General features: G+C 72.7%; 20 protein-coding genes. 17 read left to right on the forward strand and 3 right to left on the reverse strand.

All coding sequences use genetic code 11. The features are described from left to right. Positions 1-131 precede the first annotated feature (131 nt). From HHX33_RS22545 to HHX33_RS22600, 12 genes are all read left to right on the forward strand, one after another. A complete protein-coding gene (locus tag HHX33_RS22545; protein ID WP_244302294.1) occupies positions 132-1,199 on the forward strand; it encodes a 3-oxoacyl-ACP synthase III family protein in 1,068 nt (355 codons plus the stop codon). A gap of 4 nt (positions 1,200-1,203) precedes the next feature. Next, positions 1,204-1,980 (forward strand): enoyl-CoA hydratase/isomerase family protein, encoded by a 777-nt coding sequence (locus tag HHX33_RS22550; protein WP_182876367.1) that lies wholly within the window; start codon positions 1,204-1,206, stop codon positions 1,978-1,980. Further along, entirely contained in the window at positions 1,977-3,041 is a 1,065-nt protein-coding gene (locus HHX33_RS22555; RefSeq protein WP_182876368.1) for a glucose-1-phosphate thymidylyltransferase, read from the forward strand. The genes HHX33_RS22550 and HHX33_RS22555 overlap by 4 nt, the downstream gene beginning before the upstream one ends. A gap of 79 nt (positions 3,042-3,120) precedes the next feature. Then, positions 3,121-4,545 carry an aminobutyraldehyde dehydrogenase gene (locus HHX33_RS22560; RefSeq protein ID WP_182876369.1) on the forward strand — a complete coding sequence of 475 codons (1,425 nt, stop codon included), beginning with the start codon at positions 3,121-3,123 and terminating at the stop codon, positions 4,543-4,545. A gap of 57 nt (positions 4,546-4,602) precedes the next feature. Beyond that, positions 4,603-5,469 carry a metalloregulator ArsR/SmtB family transcription factor gene (locus HHX33_RS37320; protein WP_182876370.1) on the forward strand — a complete coding sequence of 289 codons (867 nt, stop codon included), beginning with the start codon at positions 4,603-4,605 and terminating at the stop codon, positions 5,467-5,469. 2 nt (positions 5,470-5,471) lie between these two features. Then, positions 5,472-6,071 (forward strand): dihydrofolate reductase family protein, encoded by a 600-nt coding sequence (locus tag HHX33_RS22570; RefSeq protein ID WP_182876467.1) that lies wholly within the window; start codon positions 5,472-5,474, stop codon positions 6,069-6,071. A gap of 74 nt (positions 6,072-6,145) precedes the next feature. Further along, positions 6,146-6,880, forward strand: coding sequence for an SDR family oxidoreductase (locus tag HHX33_RS22575; RefSeq protein ID WP_182876371.1), 735 nt, complete (start codon positions 6,146-6,148; stop codon positions 6,878-6,880). 201 nt (positions 6,881-7,081) lie between these two features. Further along, positions 7,082-8,278: a low temperature requirement protein A gene (locus tag HHX33_RS22580; protein WP_182876372.1), complete on the forward strand. Its 1,197-nt coding sequence runs from the start codon at positions 7,082-7,084 to the stop codon at positions 8,276-8,278. Positions 8,279-8,393: 115 nt separating this feature from the next. After that, a complete protein-coding gene (locus tag HHX33_RS22585; RefSeq protein ID WP_182876373.1) occupies positions 8,394-9,143 on the forward strand; it encodes an SDR family oxidoreductase in 750 nt (249 codons plus the stop codon). 241 nt (positions 9,144-9,384) lie between these two features. Then, on the forward strand, positions 9,385-9,645 hold the full coding sequence (locus HHX33_RS22590) for a hypothetical protein (protein WP_182876374.1): 261 nt from the start codon (positions 9,385-9,387) through the stop codon (positions 9,643-9,645). Between the two features lie 409 nt (positions 9,646-10,054). Further along, entirely contained in the window at positions 10,055-10,774 is a 720-nt protein-coding gene (locus HHX33_RS22595; RefSeq protein ID WP_182876375.1) for an alpha/beta fold hydrolase, read from the forward strand. A gap of 289 nt (positions 10,775-11,063) precedes the next feature. Continuing rightward, positions 11,064-12,128: a ferritin-like domain-containing protein gene (locus HHX33_RS22600; protein ID WP_182876376.1), complete on the forward strand. Its 1,065-nt coding sequence runs from the start codon at positions 11,064-11,066 to the stop codon at positions 12,126-12,128. 158 nt (positions 12,129-12,286) lie between these two features. Here HHX33_RS22600 and HHX33_RS22605 read toward each other — a convergent pair whose 3' ends face one another. Next, positions 12,287-12,997 carry an alpha/beta fold hydrolase gene (locus HHX33_RS22605; protein ID WP_182876377.1) on the reverse strand — a complete coding sequence of 237 codons (711 nt, stop codon included), beginning with the start codon at positions 12,995-12,997 and terminating at the stop codon, positions 12,287-12,289. Between the two features lie 483 nt (positions 12,998-13,480). Here HHX33_RS22605 and HHX33_RS22610 point away from each other — a divergent pair, with 483 nt between their 5' ends. The 5 genes from HHX33_RS22610 (at position 13,481) to HHX33_RS22630 (ending at position 19,716) form a co-directional block, all read left to right on the forward strand. Continuing rightward, complete coding sequence (locus HHX33_RS22610) at positions 13,481-14,113, forward strand: HNH endonuclease family protein (RefSeq protein WP_111701588.1); 633 nt, start codon at positions 13,481-13,483, stop codon at positions 14,111-14,113. A gap of 85 nt (positions 14,114-14,198) precedes the next feature. Further along, a complete protein-coding gene (locus HHX33_RS22615; RefSeq protein ID WP_182876378.1) occupies positions 14,199-14,777 on the forward strand; it encodes an NADAR family protein in 579 nt (192 codons plus the stop codon). A 98-nt stretch (positions 14,778-14,875) separates the two neighbouring features. Then, complete coding sequence (gene sigJ, locus HHX33_RS22620; protein ID WP_182876379.1) at positions 14,876-15,820, forward strand: RNA polymerase sigma factor SigJ; 945 nt, start codon at positions 14,876-14,878, stop codon at positions 15,818-15,820. Positions 15,821-15,913: 93 nt separating this feature from the next. Further along, positions 15,914-17,110 (forward strand): NAD(P)/FAD-dependent oxidoreductase, encoded by a 1,197-nt coding sequence (locus tag HHX33_RS22625; protein ID WP_182876380.1) that lies wholly within the window; start codon positions 15,914-15,916, stop codon positions 17,108-17,110. Positions 17,111-17,481: 371 nt separating this feature from the next. Further along, the gene (locus tag HHX33_RS22630; RefSeq protein WP_182876381.1) at positions 17,482-19,716 is read left to right on the forward strand and encodes an ATP-binding protein; all 2,235 of its coding nucleotides are present in this window, start codon (positions 17,482-17,484) and stop codon (positions 19,714-19,716) included. Between the two features lie 27 nt (positions 19,717-19,743). Here the strand turns inward: HHX33_RS22630 and HHX33_RS22635 are convergent, their stop codons facing one another. After that, positions 19,744-20,511: an ABC transporter permease gene (locus HHX33_RS22635; RefSeq protein ID WP_111701593.1), complete on the reverse strand. Its 768-nt coding sequence runs from the start codon at positions 20,509-20,511 to the stop codon at positions 19,744-19,746. Between the two features lie 39 nt (positions 20,512-20,550). Then, positions 20,551-21,501 carry an ABC transporter ATP-binding protein gene (locus HHX33_RS22640; RefSeq protein ID WP_182876468.1) on the reverse strand — a complete coding sequence of 317 codons (951 nt, stop codon included), beginning with the start codon at positions 21,499-21,501 and terminating at the stop codon, positions 20,551-20,553. Positions 21,502-21,507: the final 6 nt, after the last annotated feature.

The following is a 21,507-nucleotide window of genomic DNA, read 5'->3' on the forward strand; positions in this document are numbered from 1 at the left end:
GGAGACGGCCGGACGCCCACTCCCGCCTCAGGGCCGGAACCGGGGCGACGGGGGCTCGTCATGCCGAGCGCGATACGGGGCTGACGGTGTCGCCCCCTCGGTGCGCCGGGATGACAGATCGGAGACAACACGTGCAGAGAACGTTCCGTCTGGATGAGGCGCCGGCGATCGCCGGCGCCGCGACACCGCTCACCCGCCCTGTCGGCATCGGCGCGACCGGGCTCTACGTGCCCGAGCAGGTCGTGACCAACGACGACCTGGCCGAGACACTGGACACCTCCGACGAGTGGATCACCTCCCGGATCGGGATCAGGCAGCGGCGCTTCCTCACCGAGGGCATGGCCACGTCCGACATGGGCATCGCCGCGGCACGGCAGGCGCTCGACCGGTCCGGGGTGGACGCCGGCGACCTCGACGTCGTCATCGTCGCCACGTTCACCCCCGACCAGCCGCTCCCCTCCACCGCGCTGATCGTCGCCGAGGCGCTCGGCGCGCGGCGCGCGCTTCCGCTCGACCTCTCGCAGTCGGCCTGCGCGGGCGGCATCCACGCGATCCTCCTGGCCGCGCACCTGCTGCAGAACGACGCCTTCCGCAACATCCTGGTCATCGGAGCCGACGCCGGGTCCCGGCTGACCGACCCGCTGGACCGCGGGACCCGGGTCTTCTTCGGCGACGCCGCCGGAGCCGCGCTGCTGCGGCCGACGGCGAGCGGCTTCGGGCTGCTGTCCTGGCACACCGGCTCCGCGCTCTCCTACGAGGTGCAGATCCCCGCGGGCGGTTCCCGCCGGCCGACCAGCCCCGAGACGGTGGACGAACGCGGCCAGTTCCTGAAGATGAACGGCAGGGCCGTCTGGGACATGGCCACCGGTCAGCTGCCGGGCAGCATCAGGCAGGCCGCCCTGCGCGCCGGAGTCGGCCTGGAGGACGTACGGCACTTCCTCCTGCACCAGGCCAACCAGAACATCATCAACGAGACGGTGTCGAGCCTCGGCATATCCGCGGACCGCGTCCCCACGACGGTGGGGCGGCTCGGCAACACCGGAGCGGCCAGCATGTTCACGGTGCTGCACGAGGCGATGGAGAACACCGTCCGCCACGGAGACCTCATGATCATGGCCGGGATCGGGGCCGGCTTCCTCTGGGGATCGGTCTGTCTCCGCCACTTCGGGCCGGACCCGTCCGGCGACGCCTGGGGCTGACGCCATGCTGCGTACCGAGATCGCCGGCCGCGTCGCCGTCGTGACCCTGGACCGCCCCGAGCGGCTCAACGCCCTGAGCTGGGAGCTGATGAACCGGCTCAGGAAGGAGTTCGAGTCGCTCGGCGCCCGCGCCGACGTGGGCGCGATCGTCCTCACCGGCGCGGGCCGCGCGTTCTCCGCCGGGGCGGACCTGCGTGACTTCGCGGCGAGCGAGGACCTGCCCGCCGAGGTCGCGCACCACCTGGCCGCGACGATGGCGCCGCTGGCCGAGGTGGTGCAGGCCCTGCCGCTGCCGTTGGTCGCCGCGGTCAACGGTCCGTGCGCCGGCGGCGCCGTGGGCCTGGCGCTGCTCGCCGACGTGGTCATCGCCGCCAGGTCCGCGTACTTCCTCCTGCCACAGGTGGTGCCTCTCGGCGGCGTGCCCGACCTCGGCGCCACCTGGGTCCTCGGCCGGGTCGTGGGACGGGCCCGGGCCATGGGCATGTCCCTGACGGGCGAACGCGTCCCGGCCGAGCGGGCCGAGCGGTGGGGCATGATCTGGCGCTGCGTCGACGACGCCGAGTTGCGGGACCAGGCGCTCGCGACGGCCCGGGGGCTGGCCGCCGCGCCCGCCGCCGTCGTCGCGACCCGCGCGCTTCTCGACGCGGGTTTCGCGGCGACACTGCGCCACCAGCTCGACTTCGAGGCCCGGCACCAGTCGGCGCGGTTCGCCGACCCCGCCGTGGCGGCGGTGGTCGAGCGCTTCGCCGCCGCGGGAGACAGGCCGGGGACGCGCCGATGAAGGCGATCGTGCTGGCCGGCGGCTCCGGGACGCGACTGCGTCCCATCACGCACACCCACGCCAAGCAACTGGTGCCCGTGGCCAACCGGCCGGTGCTCTTCTACGGCCTGGAGGCGATCGCGGAGGCGGGCATCCGCGACGTCGGCGTCGTGGTGGGCGACACCCACGCGGAGATCGAGGCGGCCGTCGGGGACGGCTCCGCGTTCGGGATCGAGGTGACCTACCTGCGGCAGGAGGCGCCGCTCGGGCTCGCGCACGCGGTGCTGATCGCCCGGGACTTCCTCGGCGACGACCCGTTCGTCATGTACCTGGGCGACAACTTCGTGCTCGGCGGCATCACCGGCATCGTTCGGGGCTTCGCCGAGCGGCGGCCGGACGCGCAGATCATGCTCACCCGGGTGCCCGATCCCCGGCAGTTCGGCGTGGCCGAACTGGACGCCGGAGGCCGGGTCGTCGGCCTGGAGGAGAAACCGGCCCGCCCCAAGAGCGACCTGGCGCTCGTCGGGGTCTATCTGTTCACTCCGATGGTGCACGAGGTGATCGCGGAGCTGAAGCCCTCCGCGCGCGGCGAGCTGGAGATCACCGAGACCCTCCAGCTGCTGCTGGACTCCGGCCGGCGCGTGGACTCCACGGTGATCTCCGGCTACTGGAAGGACACCGGCAACGTCGCCGACATGCTGGAGGTCAACCGGCTGGTGCTGGAGTCCCTGGAGCCGCGGCAGGACGGCGTCGTCACGGACAGCGAGATCATCGGGCGCGTGGTGATCGAGGCGGGCGCCGACGTCAGCCGCTCGCGGATCGTCGGCCCGGCCGTCATCGGCGCCGGTTCGGTGATCCGGGACTCCTACGTGGGGCCCTTCACGTCGATCGGCGACCGGTGCCGGATCGACGCCAGCGAGATCGAGTACTCGATCGTGCTGCGGGACGCCGCCATCTCGGGGGTCGGGCGGATCGAGGCCTCGCTCATCGGCCGGGACGTGGAGGTCACCCCGGCCGCGCAGACGCCCCGGGCCCACCGCCTGGTCCTGGGAGACCACAGCCGGGTGCAGATCAGTTCGTGAGGGCCGCCGGCCCGGAGGAAGCCGTCTTCGGAGACGCCGGCCGTGGGTAGGGACTCCTGGACATCGAGGGAGACCGGCTATGGACACGGTACGGAACGTCATCGCCGGGGAGAGCCGCGAGCCGGCGTCCGGCGACTGGATGGACCTGGTCGACCCGTCCACCGAGAAGGTGTACGCCCGGGCGGCCCGCTCGGGCGGCGAGGACGTGGACCAGGCGGTCGCGGCCGCCACCGAGGCCGCCCGCGCCTGGCGGCGCACCACCCCGGCCGAGCGGCAGCGGCTGCTCCTGGAGCTGGCCGATCTGATGGCGGAGGACAGGGAGGCGCTGGCCGAGGCCGAGGTGCGGGCGACCGGCAAGCCGCGCGGCACCGCGCTGAGCGTCGACGTGGACGGGGCCGTCGACGCCGTCCGCTACTTCGCCGGAGCGGCGCGGCTGCTGGAGGGCCTCGGCGCCGCCGAGTACGCCGAGGGGCACACCTCGTTCGTGCGCCGCGAGCCGATCGGCGTGGTCGCGCAGGTGACGCCGTGGAACTACCCGCTGATGATGGCCGCCTGGAAGATCGGCCCGGCGCTGGCGGCGGGCGACACGGTGGTGCTCAAGCCGTCGGACACGACGCCCGGCTCGACCGTGCTGCTGGGTGAGATGTGCGCGCGGGTGTTCCCGCCCGGCGTGGTCAACGTCCTGTGCGGCGACCGGGACACCGGCCGCGCGCTGGTCGCCCATCCCGGGGTGGAGATGGTGGCGATCACCGGGTCGACGCGGGCCGGAGCCGAGGTGATGGCGGCCGCGGCGGGCGACCTCAAGGACGTCCACCTGGAGCTGGGCGGCAAGGCCCCCGCGCTGGTCTTCGCCGACGCCGACCCCGTCGCGACGGCCGCAGGCATCGCCTCGGCGGCGTTCTTCAACACCGGGCAGGACTGCACCGCCGTCACCCGCGTGCTCGTGGAGCGGCGCGCGTACGACGGGTTCGTCGAGGCGCTCGCCGAGGCGGCGCGGGCGCTCCTCGTCGGGCATCCCGACGAGGAGGACGTGTTCCTCGGCCCGGCCAACAACGCGAACCAGGCCGAGCGGGTCGCGGGCTTCCTCGACCGGCTGCCCGCGCACGCCCGCGTGGTCGCCGGCGGCGGCAGGCTCGGCCGTCCCGGTTTCTTCTTCCCGCCGACCGTCGTCGCCGGGGTGCGCCAGGACGACGAGATCGTGCAGCAGGAGGTCTTCGGCCCGGTGGTGACCGTGCAGCCGTTCGCGGACGAGGACGAGGCGGTCGCCCTGGCCAACGGCGTCGACTACGGGCTCGCCTCCAGCGTGTGGACCAGGGACACCGGGCGCGCCATGCGGCTGTCCGCCGCGCTGGACTTCGGCGCGGTCTGGGTCAACTGCCACCAGGTGTTCGTCCCGGAGATGCCGCACGGCGGCTTCAAGCACTCGGGCACCGGCAAGGACCTGTCCCGGTACGGCCTCGACGCCTACACCCGCGTCAAGCACGTGATGATCAGCCACACCTGAGCCGCCGCCGGAGTTATTCCTTGACACGAATATTCGCGATGGGGAATAGTTCTCGTCGTGGACGAACTCCTCACCGCACTGGCCGACCCGGCCCGGTGGCGGCTCGTGAGCCTGCTGGCCGAGCGGCCCCGGCCGGTCGGCGTCCTGGCCGAGCTGGCCGGGGCACGCCAGCCGCAGACCACCAAGCACCTGCAGGCCCTGGAGCGCGCCGGGCTCGTCGTGTCCCAGCGCAGCGGCCAGCGCCGGATCTACGCGCTCCGGTCTGAGCCCCTGCGGGAACTGGCGGCCGCGCTCGGCCGCCTGGCCGACACCGCGGACCGGGCCGGCGGCCCGCGCGAGACCTACGACCGGTACGGGCTCAGCCTCCGCACGGAGCGGCTCGCCGCCGACGAGCCGGGGTGGGCCGACGGCCGCTCGTTCGGGTTCCACCGGTCGCTGGCCGGCAGCCCCGAACTGGTCTGGCGCCACCTGACCGAGGCCGCCCTCCTCGCTCACTGGTGGACCCCCGACGACCTGCGCGTCTCCGAACTCGTCTTCGAGGCGCGGCCGGGCGGGCGGATCGTCCAGGAGTACCGCGACGCCGAGGACGCCGGCGGGTCTGACGTGGTCGCCGGGCGTGCCGAGGGGGTCGTGGACGAGGTGCGGCCCGGTGAGCGCCTCGCCTACCGGCTCCGCCCGCTGCTCCCCGGCGGCGGCGCCGCCTTCACCGCGCACCTCGATCTCGACCTGAGGCCCACCCCGGCCGGCACCGACCTCGACGTCCGGTTCCGGATCGCCGACAGCACCGTCGACTCCGCGGACTTCGTCGCGGGCGTCGAGATCGGCTTCGGCCAGAGCCTCGACCGGCTCGCGGCGATCCTCGCCGCCGATCCGCACGACACCGGCACATCCACTCACGAAGCAGAATCAAGGAGCACGACGTGACCATCACGACCCCGACCGGCCGCAAGGTGACCGCGAACCTGAGCATCACCCTCGACGGGCGCTACCACGGCCCCGGAGGGCCCGGCGACTTCGCCGCGTTCGCCCCGTACGTGGTCACCGAGGTCGCGCGGGACCACATGAACCGCATGTGGCAGGGCGCGACGACGGCGCTGCTCGGCCGGGTCAACGCCGAGGGATTCATGGGCTACTGGCCGTCGGTCGCCGAGAACGACGACGCCGATCCACGTGACCGCGGATACGCCAAGTGGCTGATCGGCGCCGAGAAGGTGGTTCTGTCGACCACCCTGACCGAGGCGCCGTGGGAGCGTACCCGCGTGGTGAACGCCCCCGCGGCCGAGGTCGTCGCCGATCTCAAGGCCACCGGCGAGGGCGACATCCTCGTCAACAGCAGCGCGAGCGTCATCAAGGCGCTCCTGGCCGCGGACCTCGTCGACCGGCTCCACCTCATGATCCTCCCCGAGATAGCCGGAGGCGGGCAGCGGCTGTTCGACGACGGCCTGCCGGCCACGAAGTGGACGCTCGCCCACCAGGAGACCGGCGAACTCGGCGAGATGGCCATGGTCTACGACCGGCTCCGCTGAGCCGGAACGTCAGGACCACGTCCACGGCCTCGCCCGCGTCGGCGGCCCGTGACGGTCACCAGGAAGGCCGGTATATGAAGATCGCTGTCATCGGCGGAACCGGGCTCATCGGCTCCCGCGTGGTCGGGATCCTGAACGCGCGCGGGCACGAGGCGGTGCCGCACTCGACGTCGACGGGTGTGGACCTGCTCACCGGAAGGGGCCTCGCCGAGGCGCTGACGGACGCCGCGGTCGTCGTCAACCTGACGAAGCCGCGGACCTTCGACGACGCGTCCCCCGCGTTCTTCCGCACGACGATGGGCAACCTGCTGACCGCCGCAGAGGCGGCCGGCGTCGGCCACGCGGTCGTCCTGTCGATCGTGGGCGCCGAACGGGTGCCCGGCTCGGTCTACTACCGGGCGAAGGTGCTGCAGGAGGACCTCCTCAAGGCCGGCCCCGTGCCGTACTCGATCGTGCGTGCCACGCAGTTCTTCGAGTTCATCGAGACGGTGATGTCCTGGACCTCCGACGAGCACGCCGTCCGCCTGCCCTCCGTCCTCATGCAGCCCATCGCCGCGGACGACGTCGCGCGGGCCGTGGCCGACGTCAGCGTGGGCGTCCCGCTGCGCGGCACCCTGGACATCGCCGGGCCCGAGGTCTTCGCGCTCGACGAACTGGGCAGGATCACCCTCGCCGCCCGCGGCGACCACCGCGCCGTCGTCACCGACGACGGGGCGGGCCTGTACGCCGCCGCCTCGGGCGACGCCCTCGTCGCCGGGGAGGGCGCCGTCATCGCCGGGACCACCTATCGGGAGTGGCTCGCGCGCTGACCGGGCCGCGCCCCGGCCGCAGGCGCATCACCGCCCGTGCCGGCTCCGCGAGGGTCCGTGTCTCCGGCGGCGGGCAGGCGGCCCGCACCACGTCGTCACAGATCCGAGCGCCGCCCTGTCTTCGAGACGGCCCGTACGTCGCGAAGTGACAGGAGAACGACCTTGCCGTCAGCAGGCACCACGATCCGGATCCGGGTCCGGATGAGCGCTCGCGCCGTCGACGAGCCGCACCGCGCCGCGAGCCAGCTCGAGCTGCTGTTCGACCTCACCTTCGTGGTCGCCGTCGCGGCCGTCACCGCCCAGTTCGCGCACGACATCGCCGCCGGGCACGGCCTGGCCGGTGTGGTGCCGTTCCTTCAGGTGTTCTTCGCGATCTGGTGGGCGTGGATGAACTTCACGTGGTTCGCCTCGTCCTACGACACCGACGACGTCGCCTACCGGCTGCTGACCATGGTGCAGATGGCCGGTGTGCTGATCCTCGCCGCCGGCGTGCCCGCCGCGGGGAGCCGCTCCGACTACGGGGTCATCACGCTCGGCTACCTCGTCATGAGGATCGGGCTCGTCGCCCAGTGGTTGCGGGCCGGTCTCGAAGACCCGGAGAGGCGCCGCACCGCGCTCCGCTACGCCGGCGGCATCACCGCCCTGCAGGCGGGCTGGCTGGCGCGGCTCGTCCTCGTGGAGACGGGAGTCCTGCCCTCGTGGTCCGGCCTGCCGTTCTTCGTCTGCCTGGCCGCCCTGGAACTCGCGGTGCCGTGGTGGGCCGAGCGGGTCAGGGCCACCAACTGGCACCCCCACCACATCGCCGAGCGCTACGGCCTGTTCACGATCATCCTGCTCGGTGAGAGCGTGCTGGCCGCGAGCAGAGGGGTCGGAGGAGCGCTCGAGGCGGGCGAGGTCGGCGGTCCCTTCCTCGTGATCGCCGGCGCCGGTCTCGTCCTGCTCTTCGCCCTGTGGTGGCTGTACTTCCTCGGCCCGGCGGGGGACGGTCTCACCGACCGCCGTCACCGGTCCTATCTGTGGGGGTACGGCCACTACGGCATATTCGCCGCCCTGGCCGCCCTCGGTGCCGGGCTCGAAGTGGCGGTGGAGTGGAACGGGCACGACGGCGCGGCGTCGCCGACGGCGCTCGGCTACGCGGTCGCCGTCCCGGTGGGTCTGTATCTCGCCCTGCTGCTGGCGGTACACGTGCTCGTCGTCGCGGAGCCCGTCATCCCGCCCGCCGCGGTGCTGGGGTGCGCCGCCGTCGTCCTGTCGCTGCCGCTCGCGGCGCCCCGGATCGGCGTGGCCGCCGTGGTCGCCGCGATCGCGGCCGTCTGCGTGCTGCTGGTCGCCGTCACGATCTGGACGGCCGCCGGGGCGCGTCGTGGGAACCGCGGTGAGCGGGTCCGTCTCCCGTGACGTACGCCACGCCTCAGAAGAATTCCGCGGCGGCCGTCACAAGCCGGGAGGCTGTCCGGTCCTAGCTGGCGACCGGGTCGCGACGAGGTGGCCCGGCGTACGGAAAGGGAACGGCATGAAGATCGTGGTGATCGGCGGGACCGGCCTGATCGGCTCGAAGCTGGTGACGAAGCTGACCGAGCACGGTCACGAAGCGGTGGCCGCGTCGCCGAACACCGGCGTCAACACGCTGACCGGCGAGGGACTCGCCGAGGTGCTGACGGGCGCGCAGGTGGTGGTCGACGTCTCGAACTCCCCGTCGTTCGAGCGGGCCGCCGTGCTGAAGTTCTTCGAGACCTCCACGGGCAACCTGCTCGCGGCGGAGGCGGAGGCGGGCGTGGGTCACCACGTCGCGGTGTCGATCGTGGGAACGGAACGGATGCCGGACAACGGCTACTTCGCCGCGAAGATCGCCCAGGAGAAGCTGATCGAGAAGTCGGGGATCCCGTTCTCGCTCGTGCACTCGACCCAGTTCTTCGAGTTCGCCCGGGGCATCGCCGACGAGGGCACGGTGGACGGCAAGGTGCACATGGCGCCTGTGCTCTTCCAGCCCATCGCGGGCGACGACGTCGCCAAGGCGGTCGGCCGGACCGCGGTGGGGTCGCCGCTGAACGGCAGGGTGGAGATCGCCGGGCCCGAGCGGTTGCGAATGGACGAGTTCTTCCGCCAGGCGCTCGCCGCCTGGGGCGACCCGCGCGAGGTGGTCACCGACCCGCACGCGCGTTACTTCGGCAGTGAGCTGAGCGAGCGATCGCTGGTGCCGATCGACGACGCCACCCTCGGCACGATCCGTTACCTGGACTGGCTCGGCAGCACCGGAAAGTAGACCGCGGCGGACGGCGCCGGTCCCCACTCCGGGAGGCCCCCACTCCGGGAGGCCGGCACGGAAGGCCGGTGCGGGAGGCCGGGCCCGCCTGGGTGCCGGCCGCCCGCCGGGGGCCGCTTCGCGCCCGGCCGGATCACGCGGCCGGATCACGCGGCCGGATCACGCGGCCGGATCACACGGCCGGATCACACGGGGAGGACACGGCCGGATCACGCGCCAGGACATGCGTACGGAGGAATTGATGAGTGCCCTTGGCGGCGAGAACGATTTCCTGCACGAGCTCCAGATCGAGGTCGAGGCGGAGGTCGTCGAGGTCGGGTGGAGCCGTCCCGATGAGGCCGCCGGCCTGCCGGTCGCCGACTGGCTGTTCGACCCCGCGGACGCCGAACGCGAGGAGATCGCCCTGCGAGGTCTCCTCGACGCGGTCGAGGTGCTGGAGGACGGCGCCTGCCAGGGCGGTCCCGCCGACGACGGCGAGGCCGGTGTTCATTGGCAGCGTTGATCGGCAGGGTTGATTGTTGGGGTTGTCGGCGGAAAAGGAGGCTGCGCGCCGATTCGAGGTGCGGCGCCGGTAGCCTCCGACGTCCCGCGTAGATTCTCGGGGGCTGACACCGGCGGAGCCGGCAGGTGGATTCCGGCGGACCGGCGCGCGGCCGCCGGCGAGCCGGATCGAGCAGAGCTTCCTGCGGCGGGTCCGGTCGTTGCCGGCGAGTCCGCCCTGGTCGACGCGCTGGTCGCCGAGGCGGTGACGATCGGGGAGGTGACGGGCAGCCGCTTCCTGGCCCAGTACGCGGCCCTGATACTCGAACCGTGGAGCGGCCGGGAAGCCGCGACGCGTCAGGTGAGCGAAGCGATCGCGCGGAACCCGTCGCCGTCCTCAGGACCGCCCTGAACACAGGAAAGGCACCCGCATGAGCGAGCAGCCCGTCATCGTCCTGGTCCACGGCGCCTTCGCCGAGTCTGCCTCCTGGAACCGCGTCATCCGGCGCCTGCACGGTCACGGCCTGCCCGCCGTCGCCGCGGCCAACCCGTTGCGCGGTGTCGAGGGCGACGCCGCGTACGTGCGCGACGTGATCGCCGGCCTCGGCCGCCCGGTCGTCCTGGTCGGCCACTCGTACGGCGGCATGGTCGTCACCCAGGCCGCGGCCGGCCACCCGGCCGTACGTGCCCTGGTCTACGTCGCGGCCTTCGCCCCCGAGCCCGGCGAGAGCGCGTTCCTGCTGACCGGCAGGTTCGAGGGCAGCACCCTGGGCACGGCGCTGGAGGCCTACCCGGTCGTCTCCGGCGGCAACGAGTTCCGCATCGCGGCGGACAGGTTCCACCACCAGTTCTGCGCCGACCTCGACGCCGGCGAGGCCGCCCTGATGGCGGCGACCCAGCGGCCGGTGACCGAGCGGGCGCTGACCGGCGCGCTGACGGCAGACGAGCCCGCCTGGCGCACCATTCCGTCCTGGTTCGTCCACGGCGAGCGCGATCTCAGCATCCCGGCCGCGGCGCGGCGCTTCATGGCCGAGCGCGCCGGCGCCCGCAGGACCAGGGAGATCGCGGGCGCGTCACACGCGGTCGCCGCGTCGCAGCCCGACGCCGTGACCGCCGTCATCCGCGACGCCGCCGGCCACGCGCGGCGTTGAGGCTCCGCCGGACCGCCTGAACCGCACCCGGTCTCCACTCACCGTGGAGACCGGGCGGCAGACGCCGCCACGAAGGGTCCAGATGGCGCATGGTCGCCTCCCTCCGGCTCGAACCCCCGGCGGTCCCCGCCGAAGCCACCACGACGTCGCTGGCGCTGCCGCATCGGCACCTTCCCGGCACGCGCCTGACCACGGAGAGACTTCCGGGGCTGTCACGAACGCGGCGGCTGTCCGGTCCTATCGGACGACCGGTCGCGCACCTGCGATCGACAACGGAGGTAGAGCTCTTATGACACATCCGGAACCACGGGGGACCATCGCCGTACCCGGTCCGGCGGGGATCGACACGCTCGACGGTCTGCGTGAGCACCTGCAGTGGGCGGTCGAGCTGGAACACGCGACGCTGCCGTCGTACCTGTGCGCGCTGTACTCACTGCGGCCGGAGGACAATCCGGAGGCCGTGGAGGTGGTGGGCAGCGTCTTCGCCGAGGAGATGCTGCACCTGGCGCTGGCGGCGAACCTGCTCAACGCCGTCGGAGGCCGGCCGCGTCTCGACATGCCCGGGATGCTGCCGCCGTACCCCCGGCGGCTGCCCCACAGCGACCTGGAACTGTCGCTGCTCCCGTTCGGCCCGGAGGCCCTGGAGATGTTCCTGCGCCTGGAACGGCCGGCGCCGCCCGGCGCCCCGGCACAGGGCGACGGCTACGAGACCATCGGGCAGTTCTACGAGGCGATCGAACAGGGACTGCGCCGCCTGTGCGAGCGGCTCGGCGAACGGGAGGTCTTCTGCGGCGACCCCGCCCGCCAGGTGAACGGCGGGCATTTCCGGCACACGACGGGCCGGCTGTTCGCGGTGGAGGATCTGGAGTCGGCGCTGGGGGCGCTGAAGGAGATCGTCGAAGAGGGCGAGGGCTCGGCCCGGGGCGAGGTCTGGGACGGGGACCAGGACGTGTTCCACCCCGACCGCGACGAGGTCGCGCACTACTACCGCTTCCAGGAACTCAAACTCGGCCGGCGCTACCGGCGGGGCGACACGCCGCAGTCCGGGCCGACCGGCGAGCCGATCTCCGTGGACCCGGCCGCCGTACGCCCGATGCGGCCCAACCCGCGGCTGTCCGAGCATGCCCCGGGCAGCGTCGTCCGGACCGCGCAGGAGGAGTTCAACCGCACCTACTGCACCCTGCTGAACCAGCTGGAGCAGGCCTTCGACGGCCTGCCGAAGCTGCTCGGAGCCGCCGTCGGCACCATGTACACGCTCAGGGCCCAGGCCGACGCCCTGTTGCTGCTGCCGGACGTGGACGGCACCACCGCGGGCCCCACCTTCGAGTACGTGCCACCGGAGGCACGCTCGTGAGCGTCCCGCTCCCGGTCATGCGTACGCGGGCGTCGGCGTGACCACGGCCGGAGGCGGTGCCTGTCCCAAAGGAGCGACAGTCCCGGCCGCGCGCCTCCTGGCCCGGACTGCCGCCACACCTGTCCGCAGCCGTCGCACCGGTGGGGCTTGCGCGGCCCTCAACGGCAGGCCTGCCTCCTCTGCGCCGATGCGTGCGCGACACCTTCGCCGAGCAGTAGCGCGGCGACCGCCTCCGGGGCCTCGTGCATCGCGTCGTGGCCGGTCGGGAGGTCGTGGACCTGCCACGCGGGATCGGCTTGGAGCCGGGTGCGGAGCGCGGCGAACGGCGTCCGGCCCTCCCACCGCGAGCAGTAGACGAACTCCCGGCGAGGGACCCGGGCGAGCGCGCCCGTGAGCCGGATCGTCTGCAGGAACGAGGCGAGGGGATGGGGACGGCAGCGGGGATCGACGCCGTCCGGCGGCCGGACGGCGTAGCCGGTGGCCGCGGCGCCGGCCGCGAACGCCTCCCGGTAACGCTCGGTCGTCGACGACCAGCACGACTCGCCGTCGCGCGGTACGTAGGCGTCGAGATGCACCAGTCGTGAGACCCGGCCGCCGGCGCGGTCGGCGGCGGCGGCGATCACCATCCCGCCGTAGCTGTGGCCGACCAGCGTCGCGCCGGTGATGCGGGCGCGATCGAGGAGACGCAACACGTCGTCGGCGTGCGTGTCGAGGTTGGCGGCCGCGACCGTCGCGTCGTCGTCGTCCGGCCGCAGACCGGTCAGGGTCAGGGCGTGAACGGCATGACCGGCACCCTCCAGCAGCGGAACCACCTCCTCGAACGACCAGGAGCCGTGCCAACCGCCGGGCACGAGGACGAACGTCGCCATGCGTTTCTCCTCCCCTCAAGCCGCGGCATCGGGCCACGCCGCCTCGCTGACGTGTGGTCCGGCCGGGCGCTCCGCACGACCGGGGACCACTCCGCAGGAAGACGATGCCACCGGAGCACGATGTGGCCGGCCACCGGCAGGCTGCCGGCCGATGCCTCGTTCGCCGGCAACCCTGCCTGATCGCCGGTGAGATGTCACATAGGCGGCCGCGCCGGAAGGGCGGATCCGCCGCCGTTTACACAATCTTCATTTGCCCGATGGCAGGGCGTACCCCGCCTCCCGCGGCCCTGAGAGGCCTTTTGAGCAGGTACGACCGCACCTCGCGGAAGTCGTCGGCGAAGCCCGACAAAAAAGGTCAATTTGCATAACTACGACCTGCTATTTCCGGATTTATCGCCATTAGCGAATCTCCGAGCTGTCTGACTGCTCCGTTCGTGTCCAGCCCTCTCTCCTGGCCGGAGCAGCAGGCAGAAGGGGACGCTCGTGAGACGAGCCTTCGCCGCCCTCGCCACCGCCCTCGGCGCCCTGTCCCTCCTCCTCACCCTGACCACCGGCCCCTCCCTCGCCACCCCGCCGAACATCCCGTCCGCGAGCACCGCCGCCTCCCGGCTGGCCTCGCTCACCGTGGCCGCCGAGTCGCACCAGTCGACCTACAACCGCGACCTCTTCCCGCACTGGATCACCGTCTCGGGCGCCTGCAACACCCGCGAGCAGGTGCTCAAGCGGGACGGCAGCGGCGTGGTGACCGACTCGAGCTGCGCCTCCGTGTCCGGAAGCTGGTACAGCCCGTACGACGGAGCGACCTGGCACGCGGCCTCCGACGTCGACATCGACCACATGGTCCCCCTCGCCGAGGCCTGGCGGTCCGGTGCGTGGGCCTGGACCACCGCCCAGCGCCAGGCCTACGCCAACGACCTCGGCGGTCCCGAACTGTGGGCCGTCACCGACAACGTCAACCAGGCCAAGGGCGACCAGGACCCCACCACCTGGAAGCCGTCCCTGACCTCCTTCTGGTGCACCTACGCCCGCGCGTGGATCCAGGTGAAGTGGTACTACGGCCTCACCCTGCAGAGCGGCGAGAAGTCCGCCCTGACCACCATGCTCGGCTACTGCTGACCCGCTCCCCCGCTGCTGCGGCGGCGTGCCGCCGCAGCAGCGCCGCGTAAGTCGATGGCGGGGACGGGACCGGGTGTGGCACGGTGTGGACGTGTCTGAGCAGATCGCGCTGCCGCGCAGTGTGGACGAGGCGGTCGCCGCGGAGCAGGCGGGTCACGCCCTTCGTTACCTGTACTTCTGGGGTCACCGGCCCCCGCGCGACGGCGGCGTCGGCCCCGGCTGCCTGTCGCAGTGGTGGCCGGTCGCCTTCACCGAGGACGGTCACGCCTTCGCCTCCGCCGAGCACTACATGATGGCGCACAAGGCCTGGCTGTTCGGCGACGACCAGACCGCCGGGAAGATCCTCGCCGCCGGTCACCCGAACGAGGCCAAGACCCTCGGCCGCGCCGTACGCGACTTCGATGAGCAGGTCTGGAACGCCCACCGGTTCGACATCGTGGTCCGCGGCAGCGTGGCGAAGTTCGGGCAGCACGCCGACCTGCGCCGCTTCCTCCTCGCGACCGTCGGCCGGGTCCTGGTGGAGGCCAGCCCGAACGACCGGATCTGGGGCATCGGCCTGACCGCCGGCGACGAACGCGCCGCCTCCCCCGCCACCTGGCAGGGCCTCAACCTGCTCGGTTTCGCCCTGATGACCGCCCGCGACATCCTCGCGACCGAGCCCTGAGCACCGAGCCCTGACCGCCGGGGCCCCTGAACACCGAGCCCGGACGCCGGCCACGGCCCCGGCGCAGGGGCGGCGGATCGGCGACCTAGGATCGGGGCATGCCCTTGACCGCGAGCGACGTCGACCGGTTCGAGGCGGCCAGGCCGCGCCTGGAGGCCATCGCCTACCGGCTTCTCGGCTCCGCCGGGGAGGCCGAGGACGCCGTGCAGGAGACGTTCCTGCGCTGGCAGGCCGCCGACGTCGACCACGTCGAGGTGCCCGAGGCCTGGCTGACGAAGGTCCTCACCAACCTGTGCCTCAACCTGCTCACCTCCGCACGGGCGCGCCGCGAGACCTATGTGGGCCAGTGGCTGCCGGAGCCGCTGCTCGCCGGAGACCCGATGCTCGGCCCGGCCGACACCGCCGAGCAGCGCGAGTCGGTCTCGTACGCGGTCCTCACCCTCATGGAGCGCCTCTCCCCCAGCGAGCGGGCCGTGTACGTGCTGCGGGAGGCCTTCGGCTACCCGCACCGGGACATCGCCGAGATCCTCGACATCACCGAGGCCGCCAGCCAGCAGATCTTCCACCGCGCCAGGAAGCACGTCGCGGACGGCAGGGCCCGCGCCGAGATCGACCAGGCCGCCGCCCGGCGGATCGTCGAGGAGTTCCTCGCGGCCGCCGCCAGCGGCCGGATCGAGCCGCTCGTACGCCTGCTCACCGAGGACGCCGTCTCCATCGGCGACGGCGGCGGGAAGGTCCCCGCCCGGGCCAAGGCGTTCGAGGGCGCCATCGCGGTCGCGAAGTTCCTGCGCGGCCTGTTCAGGCCCGGCGAGGCCAAGCGCGCCCTCGCCGGCGGCGCGCCCGGACTCTACGCGTCGATCGCCAACGGCGATCCTGCCGTCGTGGCCGTCGTGGACGGCCGGGTCGTCGGCGTCATGTGCCTGGAGGTCACCGCCGAGGGCATCGCCGCGTGCCGCAACCAGGTCAATCCCGACAAGCTCGAACGCGCCACGGCGCTCTGGGCGCTCACCGACCACGGGAAGCCGCTGGCCACCGCCTTCTGAACCCGGTGTGAGGTGCTTCACATCGCGTTCCTGTCAGCAAACGGCGCGCTGCCCGGTTCAAGGGGCAGATCACCACACGACAGGAGCAAGGACATGCAGCACCGCATCGTCGTCCTCGGCGCCGGATACGCCGGAGCCATCGCCGCCGGACGCCTCGCCAAGCGGCTCCGCCGCGAGGACGTCGCCATCACCCTCGTCAACGCCGAGCCCGACTTCGTCGAACGCGTCCGGATGCACCAGCTGGCGACCGGCCAGCGCCTCAAGCCCCGGCCGTTCGCCGAGATGTTCGCGGGCACCGGCGTCGAGGTGAGGGTCGCGAAGGTCACCGGCGTCGACGCCGACCGCAGGACCGTCGCCGTCACCGGCGCGGACGGCGACGGAGAACTCGCCTACGACACGCTCGTCTACGCCCTCGGCAGCGGCTGGAATCCCCAGGGCGTCCCGGGAACCGCCGAGCACGCGTACGAGATCGCCGGTCGTCCCGGCGCGCTGCGGCTGCGCGAGCGCCTGGCCCGCCTCGGCGCCGGGCAGACCGTGGTCGTCGTCGGCGGAGGCCTCACCGGTGTGGAGGCCGCGACCGAGATCGCCGAGGCTCGCCCGGACCTCCGCGTCGCCCTCGCCGCGCGAGACGGCCTCGGCGACTGGCTCTCGCCCAAGGGCCGCGAGCATCTGCGGAAGGTCTTCGGCAGGCTCGGGATCACCGTCCACGAGCACTTCACCGTCGGCTCCGTCGAGGCCGACCGCGTCGTCGCCGCCGACGGCACGGCCGTCCCGGCCGCGGTCACCGTGTGGGCCACCGGGTTCGCGGTCCACCCGATCGCGCAGGCGACCACCCTGGAGGTCAGCGAAACCGGACAGATCGTGGTCGACGGGACGCTGCGCTCGGTCTCGCACCCAGACGTGTACGCCGTCGGCGACGCGGCCATGGCGATGGGCCCCGGGAACAAGCCGCTGCGGATGTCGTGCGCCTCGGGCACCCCGAGCGCCTGGCAGGCGGCCGACGCGATCGCGGCTCGCCTGACCGGCGGCAAGCTTCCCCACGTGTCGATCCGCTACTTCAACCAGTGCGTCTCGCTGGGCCGCAGGGACGGTCTGATCCAGTTCGTCACCGCCGACGACCGAGCCGTGCCGGCGGCCCTGACCGGGCGGCTCGCCGCCCTCTACAAGGAACTGGTCTGCAAGGGCGCCGCCTGGGGCGTCGCCAACCCGACGCTCGGCATGCCGGCCCGGCGCCGTCCCGTCACCCACAAGCGGGCCGCGGCAGGGCCGGCCCTCAGGGAACCGGCGTAGCGCGCCCTGGGGCGGCCGTCGCGTCCTCCGCGACCGAAACTCCGGAACATGACCGATTCGAAGCTCACTCCCGTAGATGACACAGGGCGATTCGGCAGCACTACAAGCAAGCAATCGAATCTGCGGTGGAGCCGTAAATCAGAAACATACAGTCCGAAACTGGCACAAACGATGCCTATATGGCAATTGAGGCAATTAGTGCTTGAATAGTCGATAGATCGCGAGATGGCCTTCTCGTACACCGGCTGGACGCGGCACGGGGCCACATGATCGCGCGGGACGAGGTGTGCCGAGAGGAGGTCCGGAGGGGGCGACGTCCCGGAGGCACCGCGCGTCACGGCGGTCCGACGTTCGCCGCATCTGGGGTTTCGATGGAGAACGCGTCGTTCGGAGTCGCACTCCGGGATCTACGCAGGGAACGCGGCCTTTCGCTGGCGTCGCTCTCGGCGTTGACCCACTACAGCAAGGGCTACCTGAGCAGGATCGAGACGGGCGAACGCCCGCCGACGCCGCTGGTGGCCAGACGCTGTGACGAGGTGCTCCGGGCCGAGGGAGCCCTCGCCGGGCTGGTGCCGGCGCGCCGCCGGCACCAGGACGGGTTCCGGCGTCCCGCGCAGCTTCCGGCCGCCCCCCGCGCCTTCGCCGGTCGCGCGGCCGCGCTGGCCGAACTCGACGACGCCCGGCGGAGCCATCAGATGGTGGTCGTCTCCGGCCCGGCCGGTGTGGGCAAGACCGCGACGGCGCTGTACTGGTCCCACCGCGCCGCCCCCCGGTTTCCCGACGGGTGCCTGTTCGCGGATCTGCGCGGCTTCGATCCGACCGGCGCTCCCGCCGAGCCCGCCGAGGTGCTCGCCCGCTTCCTCCGCGACCTCGGCTGCTCCCCCGCGTCCATACCGGCCGGTCTCGAGCCGCGCGCGGCCCGGCTGCGCACCCTGCTGGACGGCAGGCGCGTCCTGATCGTCGTCGACAACGCGGCGACGTCCGACCAGGTGCGCCCGCTGATCCCGGGCTCGGCCGGATGCCGGCTGGTGGTGACCAGCCGCAGCCGGTTGTCCGGCCTGGTCGCCAGGGACGGCGCCGCACGCCTCGTGCTCGCGCCGCTGCCGGAGTACGAGGCGCTGACGCAGCTCGGGGAGGCCATCGGCGACCGTCGCGTCGCGGAGGAGCCCGAGGCCGCGGCGGAGATCGCCAGGAGGTGCGGTTATCTTCCGCTGGCGCTTCGCATCGCGGCCGAACGGGCGCAGGCACGGCCGTCGGTGCGGCTGGCGGCCCTCGCCACCGAGCTCGCGGTCACCCGCGAGCGGTTGAACCTGCTGGCCACCACCGAGGACGAGGCGACCACGGTCCGCTCGGTGTTCTCCTGGTCCTACCGGGCGCTGCCGCCGGACGCCGCCCGCATGTTCCGGCTGCTCGGCCTGCACCGCGGCGCCGACCTCGGCGTTCCGGCGGCCGCCGCGCTGGCCGGGACCGGCCGCTCCCAGGCGCAGCGCCTGCTGGAGGCGCTGGCCGCCGTCCACCTGCTGGAGGAGGCCGACTCCGGGCGGTACCGCTTCCACGACCTGGTCCGGTTGTACGCCGCCGAGTGCGCCGAGGCCGACGAGTCCGCGGAGGACCGGTCCGCGGCCGTACGCCGGCTGCTCGGGTGGTATCTGCACACCGCGGACGCCGCCGGCCGCCGGATCGATCCCCTGCGCCGCCGCGCGGAGTCCGGCCCTCCCGGCGAGCGGCCGAGCACGTTCGCCGGCTATGCCGAGGCGCTCGACTGGTTCGACGCCGAGCGCGCCAACCTGGCCGCCGTCGTACGGCACGCCGCCGGGACGGGCCACACCGTCCTCGCCTGGCGGCTGGCCGACGCCGGGGGGAGCTACTTCGTCCTGCGCAAGCCGTGGGCCGAATGGGTCTCGGCGTACCAGGCCGGTCTGACCGCCGCGCGGGACGGCAAGGACGAGGTGGGCGAGGCCTGGATGCTGGACGGTCTCGCCGCGGTCCACCGTGACCTGGGCAGTCTCGACGAGGCGCTGGAGTGCTGCGAGCAGGCTCTCGTGATCTGGCGGCGCGTGGGCGACCGCGCGGCCGAGTGCGCCTCCCTGAACGATCTCGGCGACATCTGCCGCACGTTCGGCCGTACGGCGACCGCGCTCGTCCGGTTGCGCGAGGCCCTCGCCCTGAGCCGTGAGATCGGCGGCGCGCGCGAGACGGCCACCGCGCTCGGCCGGATCGGCGAGACCTATCTGCGGATCGGTCAGATCGACCAGGCCCTCCGGTTCCTCTCCGACGCGCTCGCCGTGTTCACCAAGCTCGGTGACCGGAACGGCGAGGCGCGCGTGCTCGACACGATGGGCGTGGCCTACCAGACCCTCCGATGCGGCGACCGCGCCGTCGATCTCCTGCGCGCCGCGCTCCAGGTGCGCCGTGAGCTGGGCGACCGGCACGGCGCGGCGACCACGCTGCTCCACCTCGGCGAGGTCTACCGCGACGTCCGCGAGGAGGCCCCCGCCCGGGTGGCGCTCCGTGAGGCGCTCACGATCTGCGAGGAGTCGGACGACCCGCGCGTGGGCCGGTTGCGGGAACTGCTCGGCGACCGTCGCGGGGACGCGCTGCCGTGACACCCGCCCCCGCATGAGGAGCCGTCCTCACGCGTGCCTTCTGGAGAAGAGGCGGGCGCCGAGCACCAGGCAGACCACGGCGGTGACGACGGCGACCGCGGCGCCCGTCACGACGACCGAACCGGTGTAGTCGCCGTAGAGGGCGGTGCGCATGCCGTCCACGATGTAACGGAACGGCGTGAGCCGGGAGATGACGTCGAGCCACGCGGGCGCGAGGGTCATCGGGAGCAGGATCCCGGAGAGGAGCAGCAGCGGGATGGCCGCCACGTTCAGCAGGGGCGTGAACGACTCCTCATTGCGCACGAGCAGGCCGAGCCCGTGTGACAGGGCGGACAGCCCGACCGCGATGGCCGCGACGAAGAGGAACATCAGGAGCAGGCCGACCAGCGGCGCGCGCAGGCCGAACACGTACGCCACGGCGAGCAGGACCACCGTCTGGACGAGCAGGACCACGGTGTCCCGCATGACCCGGCCGGCGAGCAGGGCGAAACGGCTCACCGGAGTGACCCGCATCCGCTCGAACACGCCCGAGCGCAGGTCGGCGATGATGGACAGGCCGGCGAACAGGGGGCCGAACAGGCCGAGCTGGATCAGCAGGCCGGGCACGAAGAAACGCCACGCAGCCCCGGCCGGCAGCCCGTCGACCCCGGCCCCGGCCACGCTGACCAGCAGCGGGCCGAGGAAGGCCAGGTAGAGCGCCGGCTGGAACAGGCCGATGATCGGCCACGCCGGGGAGCGCAGCGACAGCCGCATCTGCCTGACGAAGATCAGCGAACTCTCGGATATGAGGGACATGCACGCTCCTCTAAGGTCGGGGCCGCCGCCGCGCCGGGATCACGAGTGGTTCTCGTTCAGCGAGGATCCGGTCAGGGCGAGGAAGACGTCGTCCAGCGTCGGCCGGGCGATGTTGACGGATCGCAGGTCGAGGCCGGCCTGGTCCGCCGTGCGCATCAGCCAGACGAGCGCCTGCTCGCCGCCGCGCGCGGTCAGCCGTACGGTCTGCCCGGAGACGGCGATCTCGTCCAGGCCGGGGCACTCGGCGAGCACCGCCTTCGCGTGGTCGGCGTCGCCGCCGAGGGTCAGGCTGACCACGTCGCCGGAGATCCGGCGCTTGAGGGCGTCGGGGGTGCCCTCCGCGATGACCCGCCCGTGGTTCATCACCAGGATCCGGTCACAGAGGGAGTCGGCCTCGTCGAGGTAGTGCGTCGTGAGGAAGACCGTGGTGCCGTGTTCGTCGCGCAGGCGGCGGATGTGCGTCCACAGGTCGCTGCGGCTCTGCGGGTCCAGGCCCACGGACGGCTCGTCCAGGAAGACCAGCGGCGGCTCGTGGACGAGTCCGAGGGCGATGTCGGTGCGCCGCCGCTGGCCGCCCGACAGCGTACGGATCGGCCGGTCCGCGAGGCCGGTGAGGTCGAGACGCTCGCACAGGTCGGCGGCCCGGCGCTCCGCGTCCTGTTTGCCGATCCCGTACAGCCGCGCCTGGAGGATCAGTTCCTCGGCCACCCGGCAGTTGCCGTCGGTGCCGCCGGCCTGCGCCACGTAGCCGATGCGGCGGCGGACGCCGGCCGGGTCGGCGTCCACGTCGACGCCGACGACGGTCGCCCGGCCCGAGGTGGGCTTGAGCATCGTGGTCAGGATGCGCAGGGTGGTGGTCTTCCCGGCGCCGTTCGGCCCCAGGAATCCGATGATCTCGCCGGGACGGACCTCGAAGTCGACGCCCCGGACGGCCTCGACCGTCCTGCCGCCGACGGTGAACGTGCGGGTAAGCCCGGTGGCCTGGATGATGGGCAC

Origin of the sequence: Microbispora sp. H10670, from assembly GCF_014161385.1 — a bacterium.
GTDB lineage: Bacteria > Actinomycetota > Actinomycetes > Streptosporangiales > Streptosporangiaceae > Microbispora > Microbispora triticiradicis.

What these genes read in the sequence shown, in the direction of transcription:
- HHX33_RS22550 (WP_182876367.1), top strand. Translation starts at nt 1,204, where the DNA reads ATGCTGCGTACCGAGATCGCCGGCCGCGTCGCCGTCGTGACCCTGGAC.
- HHX33_RS22555 (WP_182876368.1), top strand. Translation starts at nt 1,977, where the DNA reads ATGAAGGCGATCGTGCTGGCCGGCGGCTCCGGGACGCGACTGCGTCCC.
- HHX33_RS22560 (WP_182876369.1), top strand. Translation starts at nt 3,121, where the DNA reads ATGGACACGGTACGGAACGTCATCGCCGGGGAGAGCCGCGAGCCGGCG.
- HHX33_RS22575 (WP_182876371.1), top strand. Translation starts at nt 6,146, where the DNA reads ATGAAGATCGCTGTCATCGGCGGAACCGGGCTCATCGGCTCCCGCGTG.
- HHX33_RS22580 (WP_182876372.1), top strand. Translation starts at nt 7,082, where the DNA reads ATGAGCGCTCGCGCCGTCGACGAGCCGCACCGCGCCGCGAGCCAGCTC.
- HHX33_RS22585 (WP_182876373.1), top strand. Translation starts at nt 8,394, where the DNA reads ATGAAGATCGTGGTGATCGGCGGGACCGGCCTGATCGGCTCGAAGCTG.
- HHX33_RS22590 (WP_182876374.1), top strand. Translation starts at nt 9,385, where the DNA reads ATGAGTGCCCTTGGCGGCGAGAACGATTTCCTGCACGAGCTCCAGATC.
- HHX33_RS22595 (WP_182876375.1), top strand. Translation starts at nt 10,055, where the DNA reads ATGAGCGAGCAGCCCGTCATCGTCCTGGTCCACGGCGCCTTCGCCGAG.
- HHX33_RS22600 (WP_182876376.1), top strand. Translation starts at nt 11,064, where the DNA reads ATGACACATCCGGAACCACGGGGGACCATCGCCGTACCCGGTCCGGCG.
- HHX33_RS22605 (WP_182876377.1), bottom strand. Translation starts at nt 12,997, where the DNA reads ATGGCGACGTTCGTCCTCGTGCCCGGCGGTTGGCACGGCTCCTGGTCG.
- sigJ (WP_182876379.1), top strand. Translation starts at nt 14,876, where the DNA reads ATGCCCTTGACCGCGAGCGACGTCGACCGGTTCGAGGCGGCCAGGCCG.
- HHX33_RS22625 (WP_182876380.1), top strand. Translation starts at nt 15,914, where the DNA reads ATGCAGCACCGCATCGTCGTCCTCGGCGCCGGATACGCCGGAGCCATC.
- HHX33_RS22630 (WP_182876381.1), top strand. Translation starts at nt 17,482, where the DNA reads ATGGAGAACGCGTCGTTCGGAGTCGCACTCCGGGATCTACGCAGGGAA.
- HHX33_RS22635 (WP_111701593.1), bottom strand. Translation starts at nt 20,511, where the DNA reads ATGTCCCTCATATCCGAGAGTTCGCTGATCTTCGTCAGGCAGATGCGG.